Source organism: Novosphingobium sp. AP12, from assembly GCF_000281975.1.
Classification (GTDB): Bacteria; Pseudomonadota; Alphaproteobacteria; order Sphingomonadales; family Sphingomonadaceae; genus Novosphingobium.
The window spans coordinates 1-15,160 of record NZ_AKKE01000052.1; the positions used below are offsets into that span (position 1 = coordinate 1).

At 65.1% G+C, this 15,160-nt stretch carries 13 protein-coding genes and 1 tRNA gene; 6 read left to right on the forward strand and 8 right to left on the reverse strand.

The window, feature by feature from the left end; translation table 11 throughout:
• Positions 1 to 73: 73 nt before the first annotated feature.
• Positions 74 to 2,641 carry a TonB-dependent receptor gene (locus PMI02_RS09450; RefSeq protein ID WP_007681964.1) on the reverse strand — a complete coding sequence of 856 codons (2,568 nt, stop codon included), beginning with the start codon at positions 2,639 to 2,641 and terminating at the stop codon, positions 74 to 76.
• A gap of 378 nt (positions 2,642 to 3,019) precedes the next feature.
• Between PMI02_RS09450 and PMI02_RS09455 the strand changes: the two genes are divergently transcribed.
• Positions 3,020 to 3,997 (forward strand): cation diffusion facilitator family transporter, encoded by a 978-nt coding sequence (locus PMI02_RS09455; RefSeq protein WP_007681966.1) that lies wholly within the window; start codon positions 3,020 to 3,022, stop codon positions 3,995 to 3,997.
• 9 nt (positions 3,998 to 4,006) lie between these two features.
• Here PMI02_RS09455 and PMI02_RS09460 read toward each other — a convergent pair whose 3' ends face one another.
• Positions 4,007 to 4,861 (reverse strand): VOC family protein, encoded by an 855-nt coding sequence (locus tag PMI02_RS09460; RefSeq protein WP_007681968.1) that lies wholly within the window; start codon positions 4,859 to 4,861, stop codon positions 4,007 to 4,009.
• Positions 4,862 to 5,022: 161 nt separating this feature from the next.
• On the opposite strand from PMI02_RS09460, the gene PMI02_RS09465 reads away from it, so the two are divergent.
• From PMI02_RS09465 to PMI02_RS09475, 3 genes are all read left to right on the forward strand, one after another.
• A complete protein-coding gene (locus PMI02_RS09465) occupies positions 5,023 to 5,268 on the forward strand; it encodes a glutaredoxin domain-containing protein (RefSeq protein ID WP_007681969.1) in 246 nt (81 codons plus the stop codon).
• 62 nt (positions 5,269 to 5,330) lie between these two features.
• Entirely contained in the window at positions 5,331 to 5,537 is a 207-nt protein-coding gene (locus PMI02_RS09470; RefSeq protein WP_007681970.1) for a hypothetical protein, read from the forward strand.
• Between the two features lie 70 nt (positions 5,538 to 5,607).
• A complete protein-coding gene (locus tag PMI02_RS09475; RefSeq protein WP_007681971.1) occupies positions 5,608 to 5,874 on the forward strand; it encodes a GlsB/YeaQ/YmgE family stress response membrane protein in 267 nt (88 codons plus the stop codon).
• Between the two features lie 144 nt (positions 5,875 to 6,018).
• Here the strand turns inward: PMI02_RS09475 and clpX are convergent, their stop codons facing one another.
• Together clpX and clpP are read right to left on the reverse strand one after the other, a co-directional pair.
• Positions 6,019 to 7,281, reverse strand: coding sequence for an ATP-dependent Clp protease ATP-binding subunit ClpX (gene clpX / locus PMI02_RS09480; RefSeq protein WP_007681972.1), 1,263 nt, complete (start codon positions 7,279 to 7,281; stop codon positions 6,019 to 6,021).
• Between the two features lie 123 nt (positions 7,282 to 7,404).
• Positions 7,405 to 8,070: an ATP-dependent Clp endopeptidase proteolytic subunit ClpP gene (gene clpP, locus PMI02_RS09485; protein WP_007681973.1), complete on the reverse strand. Its 666-nt coding sequence runs from the start codon at positions 8,068 to 8,070 to the stop codon at positions 7,405 to 7,407.
• Between the two features lie 200 nt (positions 8,071 to 8,270).
• Between clpP and PMI02_RS09490 the strand changes: the two genes are divergently transcribed.
• Positions 8,271 to 9,749, forward strand: a complete 1,479-nt coding sequence (locus PMI02_RS09490) for an amidase (RefSeq protein ID WP_007681974.1) — start codon at positions 8,271 to 8,273, stop codon at positions 9,747 to 9,749.
• A gap of 7 nt (positions 9,750 to 9,756) precedes the next feature.
• Here the strand turns inward: PMI02_RS09490 and mddA are convergent, their stop codons facing one another.
• The 3 genes from mddA to PMI02_RS09505 all read right to left on the reverse strand — a co-directional run bounded on the left by mddA (position 9,757) and on the right by PMI02_RS09505 (position 12,450).
• Positions 9,757 to 10,494, reverse strand: coding sequence for a methanethiol S-methyltransferase (mddA, locus tag PMI02_RS09495; protein ID WP_007681975.1), 738 nt, complete (start codon positions 10,492 to 10,494; stop codon positions 9,757 to 9,759).
• A gap of 179 nt (positions 10,495 to 10,673) precedes the next feature.
• Positions 10,674 to 12,290 (reverse strand): trigger factor, encoded by a 1,617-nt coding sequence (gene tig, locus PMI02_RS09500; protein WP_007681976.1) that lies wholly within the window; start codon positions 12,288 to 12,290, stop codon positions 10,674 to 10,676.
• 75 nt (positions 12,291 to 12,365) lie between these two features.
• Positions 12,366 to 12,450, reverse strand: a tRNA-Leu gene (locus PMI02_RS09505).
• Between the two features lie 159 nt (positions 12,451 to 12,609).
• Between PMI02_RS09505 and PMI02_RS27590 the strand changes: the two genes are divergently transcribed.
• A complete protein-coding gene (locus PMI02_RS27590; protein WP_007681978.1) occupies positions 12,610 to 12,771 on the forward strand; it encodes a hypothetical protein in 162 nt (53 codons plus the stop codon).
• A 48-nt stretch (positions 12,772 to 12,819) separates the two neighbouring features.
• Here the strand turns inward: PMI02_RS27590 and sppA are convergent, their stop codons facing one another.
• Complete coding sequence (sppA, locus tag PMI02_RS09510) at positions 12,820 to 14,721, reverse strand: signal peptide peptidase SppA (RefSeq protein ID WP_007681979.1); 1,902 nt, start codon at positions 14,719 to 14,721, stop codon at positions 12,820 to 12,822.
• Positions 14,722 to 15,160: the final 439 nt, after the last annotated feature.

Below are 15,160 nucleotides of genomic sequence, written 5' to 3' on the forward strand. Positions count from 1 at the left end.
GCCCGGCACACAAGGAAAAGGGAGGAACCTTGCGGTCCCTCCCTTCCCTGTTCCGTTACCGGATCGAAAGCGATCAGAAGCCGAAGCTGATCGAACCGATGAAGGTACGCGGCGAACCGATGATCGCGTTCGGAATGCTCGAGGTCGAGGTGGCCGCGCCATCGAAGCCGCCGACGTAGAGCTTATCGAACACGTTGATGACGTTAAGCTGCAGGAACGTCTTGTCGCCGAGACCGGCGAAGTCGAGGTTCACGCGCGCGTCGAGATCGACCAGCGTGTAGGACGGCGTCTTCTTGCCGTAGACCTGCTGACCCGCGACGACGACCGGAAGGTTCTGGTCGTTGATGTAGCGGGGGCCGGTGCGCTTGATCTGCGCGCCGAGTTCGACCGGGCCCAGGTGCGCATCGGCGCGGGTGCCGAGGGTGAAGACCGGCGCGCCGCCCTCGCGCTTGCCCTTGGTAGCAGCGTAGATCGGACCCGCGGCGTTCTCGCCGATGACGACGTCTTCCTTGATCTTCGACTTCAGGTACGAACCGAAGACGTAGAGGCTGAACTCGGGGATCGGGCGAACCGCGAAGCTGCCGTCGATGCCGTACTTGTCGACTCGGCCGAGGTTACGGTAGATCGTCTGGTCAAGATCACGATCGTAGGCCGAGGCCAGACGGTTGTGATAGATCGTGTACCAGCCGGTCAGCGAGGCCTGGACGATGCCCGAGGTGTAGCGGACGCCAAGGTCGAAGTTGTCGGTGGTTTCCGGAGCCGGGTCAGCCTGCGCAGTGCCTTCGGCGTAGAAGAACGACTGGTAGAGGTTGTCCGTGCCCGGGACCTGCAGGCCCTTAGAGTAGTTGAAGAACACGCTGCCATTGTCGGTCGCGTCGAAGACGATACCCGCGTTCGGCAGGACCTTGTTGTAGTCGAGCACGCGGTGCTGCGGCAGCTTGAACGAGGGGTTCGCTGCTGCGTAGACGGCCTGGTCGGCATCGTTGCCGGCGAAGCAGTCGACGTTGCCGCTGGCGCTGGTGGCAAGGCAGTTGTTGGTCAGGTTGCGGCGGAAGAACGGCGCGCGCACGCCCAGGTTCAGGTGGACCTTGTCGTTCATGTAGTCGCCCGAGTATTCACCCGAGACCTGATGCAGGATCGCGTAGGACAGGCGATCGCGCTTCTGAAGGACGTTGCCGTTGACGTCGGTGAGGGCGTCGTCGGAGAACACGTCCGAACCGAAGCCGTTCAGCTTCAGCAGGCTGGTTTCGCCGGTCTGGCGGTGACGGCCGCGGTCGTAGGAGTAGGCCACGCGCACGCGGTTGTACTCGTCGAAGTCGTAACGCAGCGAGGCGATCACGCCGATGCGCCACGTCTGCGTGTTGCTCGGCGCCAGGATACGGACCTGGTCGAGGGTGTCGCCGTCGCCGTTGAGGTCGACGCCGCCGAAGTAGGGCGCGCCGCCCATGTAGCCGGTGACCTGCTGCGCGGCCGTGATCGCGCCGCGCGTGGCGTTCGCGGTCTGGGTGTAGTAGCCTTCACGCGCGACGACAGTGCCGCCGCCGTTGGCCTTGGTGTACTGCAGGCTGGGATCGACTGTCAGCGTCAGCTTGTCGTTGAGCGTGAACTTCGAGTTGATGCGGACGTTGCCGGTGTTCGACGGGTTGAAGCGGTAGTCGAACAGCGAGCCGCAGCTGCTGGCGGAGTCGATAACGCCGGTGCGGCCAGCGGCCGTGGTGCAGTTGCCCGCATCGTAGAAGCGCTCGTCCTTGGTGACCGGGAAGCGGCCGCCCGTGAACGGGTTCGTGGTGGTGACGAGCGAGGCCGAGCCGACCTGGGCATTGCCGTAGTTCTCGGTCACCAGCGGCACCGAACCGAAGAAGTTGTTGCGGTTGCGGTTCCAGTGGCCAGCGAGCGAGATGAAGTCGCCGTTGTCGCCCAGCGGCTGGTAGACCTTGGCGTTCAGCTGCATCTTGTCGATCTTGCCGACGCCGCTGTAGACGGTGTTGTTGACCGCCTTCGAGGCTGCGAAGAAGGCCTTGGTGCCGCTCGAGTTGAGGACGCCGGTGTCGACCTCGCCGAACATGCGGAAGAAGCCGAAGTCACCAGCCGAACCCAGCATGCGGACACCGAAGTCGTCGGTGGGATTGCGGGTGCGGTAGTTGACGGTCGAACCCGAAGCAGCTGCGGTCGGCGAGTCGACGTCGGTGGTGCCGAGGTTGACGTTGACCTGCTCGATCAGCTCGGGGTCGAGCTGCTGGTTCGAGTAGAGTGCGTAGCCGCCCGTGTCGTTCAGCGGGATACCGTCGAAGGTTTGCGAGATGCGGCTGTCGTCGAAGCCACGGATGGTCAGCGTACCGCCGCCCGAACCGAACGGATCGTTGTTCTGGAAGCTGACGCCCGGAACCAGGTTGATGATCTCGTTGACCGACTGCCCGGGAGCCTGGGCGGAGATGATCTCCTGCGTCAGGACCTGCTTGGCCTTGGAGGTGTTAGGCACCTGAACGCCGGCAACGCCGCGCTCGGTCTGGCCGGTGACGACGATTTCGCCTTCTTCGAAGTCGACCGAACCGGTGGACTGCGCGAATGCGGGAATGGCAAGGAATGCAGCACCGACGGCCAGGGTGCTGGTCGCCGTGGAAAGAAGGGTATGAATTTTCATCGTTTGCCCCTGAGCTAGTCAGACTTAAGTGGTCACAATGTTGCGACGAACTGCTTGCGCCGCGTTGATTGCTGCGGCTGCTAAGAGCAGCGCCATATGACAACTTTCTGACAGATGGGACTCATTTGCCTGCGGGAGCGTGAAATTTTGTGACACTATGGTCACATAACGTATTAACGAATATAAATATCTCCGAATTTCAATAACTTCTCGCTCGCTCAGCATGATGCGCTGCGGCATAAATGCCACGCGATCCGGAAACCCATTGCTGCACGTGCGGCGCGCGTTTGCAGCGGAAAATGCTGTAACTGCCTGCGGGTTGGTGTGATGTTACGTCATAGCTTGATACCGGCATGCCGCTCGTGCCAATTCCGGTTGATGGGCGCCGGACATCACCATCACCACGGACATCAACACGGGCATGGACATGGCCACGGGCACGGGCACGGGCACGGGCACGGGCATCATGCTCCTCCCGCACCGGGGAGCATCGGCCGGGCCTTCGCGATCGCGGTCACGCTCAACGCCTTGTTCGTCGTCGCCGAAGTCGCCGCCGGCCTGCTGAGCGGCTCGATGGCGCTGCTGGCGGATGCGGGGCACAACCTGTCCGACGTGCTGTCGCTGGTGCTGGCCTGGGCGGCGAGCGTGCTGTCGGCCCGCCCGCCCTCGGAGCGCTTCACTTATGGGCTCAAGAGTTCGTCCATCCTTGCCGCCATCGCCAACGCCGCCCTGCTGTGGGTCGCGATCGGCGCAATCCTGGTCGAGACGATCCGCCGGATCGGCGATCCCGCGCCGGTGGTGGGGAACACCATGATGATCGTCGCCGGGCTCGGCATCGCGGTCAACGCCCTGTCGGCGCTGCTGTTTGCCAAGGGGGCGAGGTCGGACCTCAACCTGCGCGCCGCCTTTGTCCACCTGATGGCCGATGCGCTGGTCTCTGTGGGTGTCGTGGTCGCCGGGCTGGTGATCGTGCAGACCGGATGGGCGCTGGTCGACCCGGTCACGTCGCTGGTCATCACCGCCGTGATCGCCTGGTCAAGCTGGGGCCTGCTGCGCGATTCGCTCCACATGGGCATGCTGGGCGTTCCCGAAGGCATCGACGGCACCAAGGTCCGCGCCTTCCTAGAAGCCCGGCCCGGCGTCACCCGCGTCCACGACCTCCACATCTGGCCGATGAGCACGACCGAGACCGCCCTCACCGCGCACCTGCTCATTCCCGGCGGCCAGCCCGGCGACGCGTTCCTCTGCGCCCTCGCCGAGGATCTCGACCGCGAGTTCGGCATCGGTCACCCGACCATCCAGATCGAGACCGACGCCCAGAGCCCCTGTGCGCTCGAAAGCGAAGCTGTGGTCTGAACCCGCGCCTCAGCCGGGCACGAACTCGTGCCTGGCGCCGAGGAAATCGTCCGGTTCGATCGCAAAGCCGGGAGAGACGCAGCCCCCCGCGGTCAGGCGCAGCCCAAGCTTGCCCTCGAAGTGCGCCCGCGCCCTTGCCTCGTCGGCCAGCTTCCACACGAGCGCGTAGATGCCGTTCTGCGGCGCCGCCAGGAACGCGCCGAGCGGGCCGGACGCCGTGTCGTCGGGCTGGACGAAGGCTACGCGGGTGTCGCCCACGCGCAGCAGCACGCGCCGGCCGGGTTGCGGCAGGCTGGTGGGCCCATCCTCCAGCACCTCGCCGTCGATGACCTGAGTGAAGAACCGCAGCGCTGCGTCGATATCGGCGGTTACGCAAGCGATGTGGTCGAGGCCCGTGACGGTGCAATGGTGCCCAGCGCCAACTTTGGGGTCCCAGTTACCACGCTCCCACGGGTCGTTGGGCATCGGCAGCTCACAGACCTCGAGCAACACGCCGCCGGTTGATTCGGGCTTCACGAAAAAGAACACGCCGTAGTCGCTGGCGACGGTGCAGCCGGCCTCGCGAAAGGCGGCGCTGGATACCTTGCCGTCGGCCACCTTGATCTCGAACGAATGGAACTGCTGCCCTATCCGCGCCGCCTGCCGGGCATAGGGCTTGGTCAGGTCGTCTGGATCGCGGGGAGCCATCGGCTCGACCATGTGGTCGGTTACATAGAGCAGCGCGGCGTCGCGGTCCTCGGCAGGGAAATAGTTCTCGGCGAAGACCAGCCCGCCCAGCGCGTCCTGATAGAGCAGGCGGCACCTGTAAATGTCGGTGGTGGCGTGGATCGTGTGGATCACCCGCGAGACCGGAATGCGCGCCATCGTTCTCTCCCCATTTTCGTGTCTTTTGCGAACATGGTGGGACGCAGGGTCCAGCTTGCCAAGGGAACGGCACGCGATATCGCACGCGCGGGCTCGGAACGCCTGCCCGGTTCGCACGCTTAGTCAGCACCGGCACACCCGTTCGGCATTGGAGACCTGCATTGACCGATACCAAGACAGCCGAACTCTATCGGATGGTCCTGCCCGACCACACCTGCCCCTTCGGCGTGCGCGCCAAGCAGATGCTGGAAGGCGCGGGCTTCGAGGTCAGCGACAATATTCTGTCCGCCCGTGAGGACGTGGATGCTTTCGAACGCGAGCACGGCGTCGATACCACACCGCAGGTCTTCATCGACGGCGAACGCATTGGGGGCAGTGACGACCTCGAGCGATATCTCTCTGCGTAGAATCCATTAGGAAGCGGAACATTCCTGCGCTTGCATCCGTTCACCGACCATAGGAGATTCATATGATCGGCAAGATTATCGGCGCCATCGCAGGCAAGAACATCTCGAAGCACGTCGACGGCGTCGGCGGTACGGGCGGTGCCTTGCTCGGCGTGGGCGCCGCAACGGTGATGCGCCGCATGGGGCCGCTCGGCCTCGTTGCCGCGGCCGTCGGAGGCTATGCCCTCAAGCGCTATTCCGAGAAGCGCGAAGCATCGAAGCCGCGTTGACACACGCAAATATGGCCGAGCCGGGCCGTCGATCGGCTTACTTTTACAGCGTCTAACAGGGAGAATTCAGATGGGTTGGATTATTGCACTGATCGTCGGAGGCATTGCAGGCTGGCTGGCAAGCCTGGTCATGAAGCGCGATGCGTCGATGGGCATTTTCCTGAATATTGTCGTCGGCTGCGTCGGCTCGGTGATCGGCAATGCCCTGTCGGGTCCGCTGTTCGGCATCCGCGGCAGCGTCAAGGAATTCTCTCTCACCGGCCTGATCATCGCCTTCGTGGGCGCGGTCATCCTACTCGCCATCGTCAACTTCTTCCGAGGTCGCAGCGCTCGCTAAGACTTCCGACAGCAATTCAAAAGGCGCGGGACAGAGGACTGTCCCGCGCCTTTTTGTTTGGCGCAGTCTCTTTTGGACGCAAACGAAAAGACCGCCCACCTCACAGTGAGCGGCCTTTCGATTTTCAGCCCCAGGCCGGAAGTGTCAGGCGGCTTCCTCGGCCTTGTCGCCCTTGAGGACGCGGACGGGCTGTTTACGCCCCTCAACCACGTCCTTGTCGACGACGACTTCGGCTATGTCGCGTTCGGTCGGCAGGTCGAACATAGTGTCGAGCAGCAGCCCTTCCACGATCGAGCGCAGGCCCCGCGCGCCGGTCTTGCGTTCGATGGCCTTCTGCGCGATCGCCTCGAGCGCGTCGTCGGTGAAGGTCAGCTCCACGTCTTCCAGTTCGAACAGGCGCGCGTACTGCTTGATCAGCGCATTCTTCGGTTCCTTGAGGATCTTGACCAGCGCCTCGATGTCGAGGTCGTTGAGGGTCGCGATCACCGGCAGGCGGCCGACGAACTCGGGGATCAGGCCGAATTTAAGGAGATCCTCGGGCTCGGCCTTCTGGAGCAGTTCACCCACACGGCGCTTGTCCGGATCGGCAACGTGCGCGCCGAAACCGATCGAACGCTTTTGCAGGCGGTCGGCGATGATCTTGTCGAGGCCCGCGAAAGCGCCTCCGCAGATGAACAGGATGTTGGTCGTGTCCACCTGCAGGAATTCCTGCTGCGGGTGCTTGCGGCCGCCCTGCGGCGGGACAGAAGCGGTGGTGCCTTCCATCAGCTTGAGCAGCGCCTGCTGCACACCTTCGCCCGACACGTCGCGCGTGATCGACGGGTTCTCGGCCTTGCGGCTGATCTTGTCGATCTCGTCGATGTAGACGATGCCCTGCTGCGCCTTCTCGACGTTGTAGTCGGAGGACTGGAGCAGCTTGAGGATGATGTTCTCCACGTCTTCGCCCACGTAACCGGCTTCGGTCAGCGTAGTGGCGTCGGCCATGGTGAAGGGCACGTCGAACGTCTTGGCGAGCGTCTGCGCGAGCAGCGTCTTGCCCGAGCCGGTCGGCCCGACCAGCAGGATATTGGACTTCGAAAGCTCGACGTCACCCTGCTTGCCGCTGTGCTTGAGGCGCTTGTAGTGGTTGTGGACAGCCACCGACAGGACGCGCTTGGCACGCTCCTGCCCGATCACGTAGTCGTTCAGCGTCTCGCAGATTTCGCGGGGGGAGACGACTTCGCCGTCCTTGCGCCCTGCGATGCCGGCCTTCGTTTCTTCGCGAATGATGTCGTTGCAAAGCTCGACGCATTCGTCGCAGATGAAGACCGTTGGTCCCGCGATCAGCTTACGCACTTCGTGCTGCGACTTGCCGCAGAAGCTGCAGTAAAGGGTGCTTTTCGCGTCAGATCCGCTCAATTTCGTCATTTTCCGTCTTTAGCCTCCAAACGAGGCGACTCGTCCACTCTACCCCGTGGGGGACCGGTTTTGCAATCCTACCGCCAAATCCTTGCGATAGCCTGAAGCCCCGGTCCCGTTTCAGGACCGAGTTCAGCCCGCCGGCTTGTCGCCTTCCGGCCGCGTTTCGAAGACCTTGTCGACGAGGCCGAACGCCAGCGCTTCATCGGCTTCGAGGAAGGTGTCGCGGTCCATCGCCTTCTCGATCGCGTCGAGCGTCTTGCCGGTGTACTTCACGTAGAGATCGTTCAGGCGGCGGCGCATGCGCAGGATTTCGCGCGCCTGGATCTCGATGTCGGACGCCATGCCCTGCGCGCCGCCCGAAGGCTGGTGCACCATGATGCGGGCGTTCGGCAGCGCGATGCGCATGCCCGGCTCACCGGCGGCGAGCAGGAAGCTGCCCATCGAAGCGGCCTGGCCGATGCACACGGTCGACACGCGCGGCTTGATGTACTGCATGGTGTCGTGGATCGCCATGCCGGCCGTCACCACGCCGCCCGGCGAGTTGATGTACATCGAGATGTCCTTCGAGGGGTTTTCCGACTCGAGGAACAGCAGCTGCGCGACGATCAGCGAGGCCATGTGGTCTTCCACCTGGCCGGTGATGAACACGATGCGCTCGCGCAGCAGGCGCGAATAGATGTCGAAGCTACGCTCACCGCGGCTGGTCTGCTCGACGACCATCGGCACGAGCGCGCCGGTCACGGGATCGGTGTGGAACTTTCCTTGGGCGTTCGAAGCGCCGAACAGGTCGAGCATGGGAGTCCTCATCTGGGTTGGACCGCCTATGTCGCGTGGCTGGGCCCGATGTTCAAGGGGATTAACCCATCTATCGGCGCCACGCTTGCGGACAAGTCCCGCGACGGCTCCCGGCGACGGGCTTGCGCATCGGCCCGAGGCCGCGCAGTCTGGAGCCGGCAGGTCGGCATGAGCCGCACCGCGGGGGACTTCACAGAGACATGCGCCGATCCGGTTCCATCACGCTTGCCGCCCTTCTCGCCCCGTTCATGGCGACTGCCGCCCCGGCGCAGGAAACGCCCGCGACATACCTTGAGAGGATCGCCGCGATCGACGACGCGGGACCGGCGATCCACGCGGTCGTAGCGCTCGCACCCGAGGCATCGATCGCGGCGGCGGCACGCGCGAAAGGCCCGCTCGCCGGCCACTCGGTGCTGGTGAAGGACAATATCGAGACACGCGACATGCCCACAACCGCTGGCAGCCTCGCGCTGAAGGACAATGCGACCGGGCGCGACGCGCCGCTGGTCGCACGGCTGCGGGCGGCAGGCGCGGTGATACTGGGCAAGACCAATCTCTCCGAATGGGCGAACTTCCGCGGCGACCGCTCGTCGAGCGGGTGGAGCGCGGTGGGCGGACAGACCATGAACCCCCACGCGCTGGACCGCAGCCCCTGCGGCTCGTCCTCGGGCAGCGGCGCGGCGGTGGCTGCAGGTCTCGCCTGGGCCGCGATCGGGACCGAGACCGACGGCTCGATCACCTGCCCGGCCTCGGTGAACGGGGTGGTCGGCTTCAAGCCGACCGTCGGGCTCGTGAGCCGGTCGCTGGTCGTGCCGATCAGCCCGGTACAGGACACAGCCGGACCGATGACCACCAGCGTGCGCGACGCCGCGCTGCTGCTCACCGCGATGGCCGGGCCGGACAAAGCCGATCCCGCCACTGCCCAGGCCGGGCGGCACGCGGTCGATTTCACAAAGGGCCTCGACAAGGTCAGCCTGAGCGGCGTGCGGATCGGTATAGTGCGGCGGCAGGTCGGCCCGATGCCTGCCCTCACCGCGCTGTTCGACCAGGCGGTGGCCGACATGAAGCGCGCCGGCGCCGAGGTCGTCGAGATCGACTACGAACCCGCCTCGCGCCTCGGCGAGGCCGAGTTCGCCGCGCTGCTCCACGAGTTTCGCGAAAGCGTCACCGCCTACCTCGCCGCCCTGCCCGGCAACCCGCCCGCGCGCGACCTTGCCGGGCTGATCGCCTTCAACAAGGCTCACGCGGGCGACGAGATGCGCTGGTATGGGCAGGAACTGTTCGATAAGGCCCTCGCCGCCACCGACGCGGCGAAATACGCGAAGGACCGCGGCGACGCAGCCCGGCTCGCTGGCCCCGAGGGTATCGACGCGCTGATGGCGAAGCACAAGGTCGACGCCCTCGTGGCACCGACGACAGGGCCGGCATGGCCGATCGACCTCGTCACCGGCGACCACTTCCTCGAGATTGGCGCCGGTACGCTGGCGGCGGTGGCGGGCTATCCGCACCTTTCGGTCCCGATGGGCGCGGTCGAGGGACTGCCGGTCGGGCTATCGGTCATCGCCGGCAAGTGGGACGACGCCAGGGTCCTGCGCATCGGTGCGGGCTACGAAGCGGTGCGCAGCGCAATCCTTGCAAAGCCCCGCTTCCAACCGTGGCAGGCGCCCGCGCCGCGCTGAATCGCCGTCAGGCGCGGCGCCGAAATCGGGGCACGAGCATGCCCGTGGTCGTACGGTAGCGCCGGTAATCGTCGCCGAACACGTCCACGAGATCGCGCTCCTCCAGCCGGATCGCGACGAGCATGAAAACCGACAGCGCCGCGGCCAGCAGCAGGTGACCCGCCGTCATCAGCGGAGTCGCCCAGAACGCGAGGAAAAAGCCAGAGTAGAGCGGGTGTCTCACCATCCGGTAGAACAACGGCTGGCGCAGGACGGCGGCACCCGCCATCCTGCCGCGCAGGTTGTTCCAAGCCTGCGTAAGACCGAACAGTTCGAAGTGGCTGATGAGGAACGTGCTGACCAGCACGATGACCCACCCGGCGGCGAACAGTGCCCACAGCATGCCGGCGCCAAGCCCGCCATCGACCGACCAGACGACCGCCGGGATCGGCCGCCAGAACGCCATTAGCACGATGAGGGCCGCACTGGCTGCAAGCACATAGACGCTGCGCTCCACCGGCGGCGGCACGATGCGCGTCCACACCGCCTTGAAAGCCGGGCGCGCCATCACGCTGTGCTGACACGCGAAGAGTAGGACGAGCGCGAGGTCAATGATTGCCGCTAGGGCGGGCGCGATAACCGCTCCACCCTCATCCACGGTTCGCGGCACTAACGGCAAAGCGCCCACGAACGCGATCAAGGCCAGGAAAGTCACGAAGAATATCACGTAAGATAAGGCAGCGAATATCAGAAAGATAACCCGCATCTCGGCCTCCCGTAGATATTTTATGTAAAGACTTTAGCACATCTCCCAACTTGAAACAATTTTTCGGTACTTACCGGATGCCGTTATTGGAACTGCAACTGAATAAGCCGCCGGAAACGAAAATGGCCCGGCGCATCGCTGCACCGGGCCGTTTTCTACGGTCGAACCGAAGTGAGGCGTCAGCCCTCGGTGTCGGCGGCCTTCTTCTTGGCGGGTGCCTTCTTGGCGGGCTTCGCTTCGGGCTCGCCTTCGACTGCGTCTTCCGAGCTCTTGGCGGCCTTCTTGGCGGGAGCCTTCTTGGTCGGCTCGCGCTCGCCTTCGGCCGGTTCTTCCGAGCTCTTCGCGGCCTTCTTGGCGGCGGCCTTCTTGGGCGCTTCCTCGGCGCCGGCTTCGTCGGCCGAAACGTCGTCGGCCTTCTTGGCCTTCTTCGCCGGAGCCTTCTTGGCAGCGGGCTTTTCTTCCGCAGTGCCGTCTGTGTCGGCTTCGATGGCGGCCTGCAGTTCCTCGCGGGTCACTTCGCGCTCGGTGACGTCAGCCTTCTCGATGAGGAAGTCGACGACCTTGTCCTCGTAGAGCGGCGCGCGCAGCTGGGCGGCCATCATCGGATCCTGCTGGACGTATTCGAAGAAGCGCTGGCGGTCTTCCGGGCGGTACTGCTGGGCAGCCTGCTGCATCAGCATGCCCATTTCCTGCTGGGTCACTTCGACGCCGTTGGCCTGGCCGATTTCCGACAGGAGCAGACCCAGGCGCACGCGGCGCTCGGCGATCTTGCGGTAGTCGTCCTTCTCGGCCTCGATCTCTTCCAGAGCCGCAGCGGGGTCTTCCTCGCCCTGGGCTTCCTGGACAAGCTGCTGCCAGATCTGCGAAAACTCGGCTTCCACCATGGTCGGCGGCACTTCGAAGTCGTGGCCGGCGGCAAGCTGGTCGAGCAGCGAGCGCTTCATGGCGGTACGGGTCAGGCCGGCAGTTTCCTGCTCAAGCTGGCCGCGCAGCAGGCCGGTCAGCTGCTCGAGGCTCTCGAGGCCCAGTTCCTTGGCGAAATCGTCGTCGATCTTCGATTCGGAAGGCGCCTTGATCTCGTGGGCGACGATGTCGAAGGTGACTTCCTCGCCCTTTAGGTTTTCGGCGGGGTAGTCCTCGGGGAAGGTCACGGTGATGGTGCGCTCGTCGCCGGCCTTGATGCCGACCAGCTGCTCCTCGAAGCCCGGGATCAGGCGGCCGGCGCCGATCACGATGGGCTGCTTTTCGGCCTTGCCGCCTTCGAACTCGACGCCGTCCTGCTTGCCGGTGAAGTCGCAGATGACCTGGTCGCCGTCGGCGGCCTCGCCGTCCTTGGTCTCGAAGCGCTGCTGCTGCGATGCGATGCGCTCGACCGCTTCGGTCACGGCGTCGTCTGCGACGGCAACGGTCAGCTTCTCGAGCTTGAGACCGTCGAGCGACGGGGCTTCGATCTTGGGCAGGATTTCGAGGCTGACGGTCAGCTCGGCGTCCTTGCCTTCCTCGTAGCCCTCGCCCAGCTGGACGTCGGGGTTCATCGCCGGACGCAGTGCGTTGTCGGCCACCAGCTTGTCCATGGCTTCACGGATCGAGGTGTTCAGCGCTTCCTGGTGGATCGCCGGGCCGTGCAGCTTCTTGACGAGGTTCGCGGGAACCTTGCCAGCGCGGAAACCGGGCATCTTCACCTGCGGCGCGATCTTCTTGATCTCACCCTCGACCTTGGACGAGATGGCGGCGGCGGAGATGGTGACCGTGTAGGCGCGCTTCAGGCCTTCGTTGGTCGTTTCGACGATCTGCATTTCGATGCCTTCCTGTGCAATCCAAAAGGCCCTGCGGCCCGTATTACGCGGCACTCTCTCCCATGGGCGACGGATTGGTGCGGGCGAAGGGACTCGAACCCCCACATCTTTCGATACTGGTACCTAAAACCAGCGCGTCTACCAATTCCGCCACGCCCGCATGAGAGAAGCCTGAAACTTAAGGGACGGGCCCATAATGCCCTGCGCGGGAAAGGGCAAGACTGCGTGAGTCGCAGGCGTGCGATGCCCCCTTGCGCAGCGCTCCGGCGGTGCCCACGTCAGGATAGGAGATGGGGTAACCTTGAGGAGCGAGACGACAATGGCCACCCAGCCGTCAACCGACAATCCCGGCGATACCCCCGTGGAGTTCCCGGCGCCCACCGATCCTGGCGCCCCCGGCGGCCCGGACGAAACGCCTGTCGAGAACCCCAACTACGACCAGCCGGACAGCGCTCCGGTGGAGCTTCCGCCGCCCGATTGATCGAGCATACTGTCGTCCCCGGTCACGCCGGGGACGACAGGTTCCCAGCTACTTCCAACCCGCCAGCCGCAGCAGCATGGCTACGCCGGGGCCCCGCTCCGGAGCCTTGGCCGACTGGCGATAGTCTGGCTCCATCCCGCATTCGAGGCAGTACGCCTGCACCCCCTTGACGCCGAGCAGCGCGTCGAGCCGCGACACCGCCTGCCCCGCCTGCAATTGCTGGCGCGTGGCCACCAGACCAGCGAAGTCATAGGCGGTCGCCTGCTCCTGCGAGCCCGAAGTCAGGCCCTCGACGAAGGCGGCGAAGGGATCGGGATCTTCCTCCAGATAGGCGGCATGCCACTTGCCGTTGCCGACTTTGCCCAGCTTGGCGGCATAGGTGAGCGCGTCGCCCAGACCGCCCATCTGATCGACAAGCCCGTTGTGCTGCGCCTCGGCGCCGGGCCAGACGCGGCCTTGCGCGATGGCGTCGACCTGCAGCGCGGTCTTGCCGCGCGCCTTCCCGACGACGTCGAGGAACCGGGCGTAGTTGCTCTCCACCGAGGTCTGCAGCATACCGTCCACGGCAGGCGTCAGCCCGGCGAACAGGTCCGGCTGGCCCGACAGCGGAGTGGTGCCCACGCCGTCGCTGGTGACGCCGAAATCGGCGAGCGTCTTCTCGAAGCTGGTGATCACCGCGAAGACGCCGATCGAGCCCGTGACCGTCGCGGGCTCGGCGAAGACGCGCTGGCCGGGGGTTGAAACCCAGTAGCCGCCGCTCGCCGCCATGCTGCCCATCGATACGACGACGGGAATCTTCGCGGCCTTCCAGCGCAGGATCGCGCGGCGGATGCGCTCGGACGCCATGACCGAGCCGCCCGGCGAATCGATGCGCACGACCAGCGCCTTGTACTTGCCGGCATCGAGATTCTCGTCGAGCAGCCGCGCGATGCGGTCGCCGCCGGCAGTGCCCGGCCCGGCATCGCCGTCGACGATCTCGCCGGCGATGGTGACGACGCCGATCGCGGCGCCCTCTTCCTTCACCGGGTTGGCGGCGAGCCAGGTGGCGAGGCCGGTGTGCGCATAGTCAGGGGCGTCCTCGCCCGGATGCGCCTGCGCCGATTCGCCCGCGATGTCCTCGACGCGGTTCTCGAACTCGGTCTTGTCACCGATGCGGTCGATCAGGCCGGCCGCCTTGCCCGCCTGCGCGATGTCGCCGCCCGATAGTTTGAGCCAGGCGACCGGGTCGCCGGTCATGCGGTCGAGCTGCGCCTTGGGACGCGCCTTGGCGATGTCCGCGCGGTAGGCATTCCACTGCGCATCGAGCACGAATTGCAGGTCCTCGCGCGCTTCGGGCGAAAGGTCGGTACGCATGTAGGGCTCGACCGCCGACTTGTAGGTGCCCACGCGATAGACGTGGGCGTTGACTTTGAACTTGTCGAACAGGCCCTTGTAGAACTGCAGGTTGCCGCCCGGTCCGGTGACGAAGGCCCCGCCCATCGGATCGACCCAGGCCTCGCTGGCATGGGCCGCCAGCAGCACGCCGTCGTCGGCATAGGCGTTGGCGAAGGTCAGCACCGGCTTGCCGGCCTTGCGGACCTCGTCGATGGCCTCGCCGATGTCGTGGAGGTGAATGTAGCGGCCGCCCAGGAAGCGCGAGAGGTCGAGCACGACCACCTTGATCCGCTGGTCCTTCGCCGCCAGCAGCAAGGCCCGTTCGATGTCGCGGGCCTGGAATTCATGGACCGATCCGCCCGCGCCCATCAGCAGTGCGATGGGATCGGACTGGCTCTTCTCCTCGACCACGGTGCCGTCGAGTTCGAGCAGCAGCGCACCGTCCTCTACCCGCCCCGGCGCCGGACGCGCCGAGAGCGCGGCGTAGACGAGACCGAAGAACATCAGCAGGAACAGCAGCGCCATGGCGTCCTTGACCGCGACGAGCAGCTTCCAGACCTTGGATGCGAATCTCATGAATTGACCTGCCTTTCGCCCGAGGTCTTAGCGGCACCCGGGGCGAATGGGAAAGGGGCGGGGCAGCATAGGGTTCCAGCCGACCGCGCCCAAGGCGACAGGGGTTTACATGGTTTACACGGTCCAGGGGGAAAACTGCCTTTTCGGGGCCGGAATGTGCCCACTTGCGCGGCGGAAGTGTCGCCTTGCGCGCAGGAAGTGTCCACTTGCGCGCGAAAAGTGTCGCCTTGCAGGTGACAGGTGTCACCCCGGGTGTCGCCTTGCGCGATGGACCGGAGCCGTCAGAGGGGAGGATGGTGCCCGGGATCATGAGCCGAAAATATCGCGAAGGGCGCTCTGTAGGAAAACGGATAGTTCACAGCGCGCAGGCAAGCAAAGCGGACTGCCCGGAATCGCCTCCTAAATCGCCATGACCCGGTACGGCAGCCGAGCCCCAAAA